Source organism: Mesorhizobium sp. M7A.F.Ca.US.005.03.2.1, assembly GCF_003997795.1.
In the GTDB taxonomy this organism is placed as follows: domain Bacteria; phylum Pseudomonadota; class Alphaproteobacteria; order Rhizobiales; family Rhizobiaceae; genus Mesorhizobium; species Mesorhizobium ciceri.
In genome coordinates this window covers 1-2123 of sequence record NZ_RZRP01000997.1, presented here as the reverse complement: position 1 = coordinate 2123, position 2123 = coordinate 1, and the positions used below count along the sequence as shown (strand labels likewise).

At 64.5% G+C, this 2123-nt stretch carries 2 protein-coding genes; both read left to right on the top strand.

What is annotated here, in order from left to right; all coding sequences use genetic code 11:
- Window positions 1–1292: pyridoxal-phosphate dependent enzyme (locus tag EN991_RS33720; protein WP_127370358.1), on the top strand; the 1292-nt coding region annotated here is incomplete at its 5' end.
- The coding region (locus EN991_RS33715; protein ID WP_127370357.1) for an aminotransferase class I/II-fold pyridoxal phosphate-dependent enzyme at window positions 1289–2123 on the top strand (835 nt) is incomplete at its 3' end. The genes EN991_RS33720 and EN991_RS33715, both read left to right, overlap by 4 nt.

Here is a 2123-nt window from a genome sequence, read left to right as displayed (position 1 = left end):
TGTTCATCAAGCTCGAAAGCCAGAATCCCGGCGGCTCGATCAAGGACCGCATCGCGCTGTCGATGATCGCCGCGGCTGAAAAGCAGGGCAAGCTCAAGCGCGGCGGCACCATCGTCGAGGCGACCGCCGGCAACACCGGGCTTGGTCTCGCCCAGGTCGGCATCCCCAAGGGCTACCGCATCGTGCTGGTCGTGCCCGACAAGATGTCGCGCGAAAAGATCCAGCACCTGCGCGCGCTCGGCGCCGAAGTGCGCATGACGCGCTCCGATGTCGGCAAGGGCCATGCCGAATATTACCAGGACATGGCCGAGAAGATCGCGGCGGAAACGCCCGGCGCCTTCTATGCCAACCAGTTCGCCAACCCGGCCAATCCGCTGGCGCATGAAACCACCACCGGCCCCGAGATCTTTTCGCAGCTCGACGGTGATGTGGATGCCGTGGTGGTCGGCGTCGGCTCGGGCGGCACGCTGACCGGGCTTGGCCGCTACTTCGCAAAAGTGTCGCCGAAGACCGAAATGGTGCTGGCCGATCCGGTCGGCTCGGTGCTGGCGCCGCTGATCAAGACCGGCAAGATGGAAGAGGCCGGCAGCTGGACCGTGGAAGGCATCGGCGAGGATTTCGTGCCGCCCAATGCCGATCTGTCGCTGGTCAAGAAGGCCTATTCGATCCCCGACAAGCAGAGCATGCTGGCGGTGCGCGACCTCTTGTCCAAGGAAGGTATTCTTGCCGGCTCATCCTCGGGCACGCTGCTGTCGGCGGCGCTGCGCTATTGCCGCGAGCAGACGGTGCCCAAACGCGTCGTCACCTTCGTCTGCGACAGTGGCAACAAGTATCTGTCGAAGGTGTTCGACGATTTCTGGCTGGCCGAGCAGGGGCTGGCCGAGCACGAGCAGCATGGCGATCTGCGCGACCTGGTGATGCGCTCGCACCGCACCGGCGACACCGTCTATGTCGGCCCGGACGAAAGCCTGCTCAATGCCTATGGCCGCATGCGCCGCTCCGATGTCTCGCAGCTGCCGGTGCTCGACAACGGCAAGCTCGTCGGCATCGTTGACGAAAGCGACATACTGGCCAAGGTCGACGGCCCTTATGACGGCCGCTGGGAGCGCTTCAACGGCCCGGTGCGCACGGCCATGACCTCCAACCTGCACACGCTGCAGGCCAGCCAGACGCTGGACGCGCTGCTGCCGGTGTTCGACCGCAACGAGGTCGCCATCATCTTCGACGGCGACGAATTCGTCGGCCTGATTACCCGCATCGATCTGATCAACCATCTGAGGCGCGCACGATGACCAGCAGCACCCCGCCAGCCGGCAAGAACCGACTGGCTTTTTCGACGCGCACCATCCATGGCGGCCAGAGCCACGACCCGCTGACCGGCGCGGTAATGGTGCCGATCTACGCCACCTCGACCTATGGCCAGCAATCGCCCGGCGTGCACAAGGGCTTTGAATATGCCCGCAGCCAGAACCCGACGCGCTTTGCTTTCGAGCGCGCGGTGGCCGACCTCGAAAGCGGCTCGGCCGCCTTCGCCTTCGCGTCCGGGCTGGCGGCGATCGCCACCGTGCTGGAGCTGCTCGATTCCGGTGCGCATATCGTTGCCACCGACGACATCTATGGCGGTTCCTTCCGGCTGATGGAGCGGGTGCGCAAACGCTCGGCCAATCTGCAGGTCTCGTTCGTCGACTTCACCGACCTTGCCGCCGTCGAGGCCGCGATCCGGCCCGAGACGAAAATGCTGTGGGTCGAAACCCCCACCAACCCGCTGCTGCGCATCGTCGACCTCGAAGGCGTCGCCGCACTTGCCAGGCGCAAGGGGATTCTCACGGTCGCCGACAACACCTTCTGCAGCCCCTATATCCAGCGGCCGCTGGAGCTTGGCATCGATATCGTCGTGCATTCGACGACCAAATATCTCAACGGCCATTCCGATATGGTCGGCGGCGTGGCCGTCGTCGGCGACAACAAGGATCTGGCCGCCCAGCTGAAATTCCTGCAGAACGCCATCGGCGCCATTTCGGGCCCGTTCGACAGTTTTCTGGCACTGCGCGGGCTGAAAACGCTGGCGCTGCGCATGGAGCGCCATTCCGCCAACGGCCTGAAGATCGCGCAATGGCTGGAAG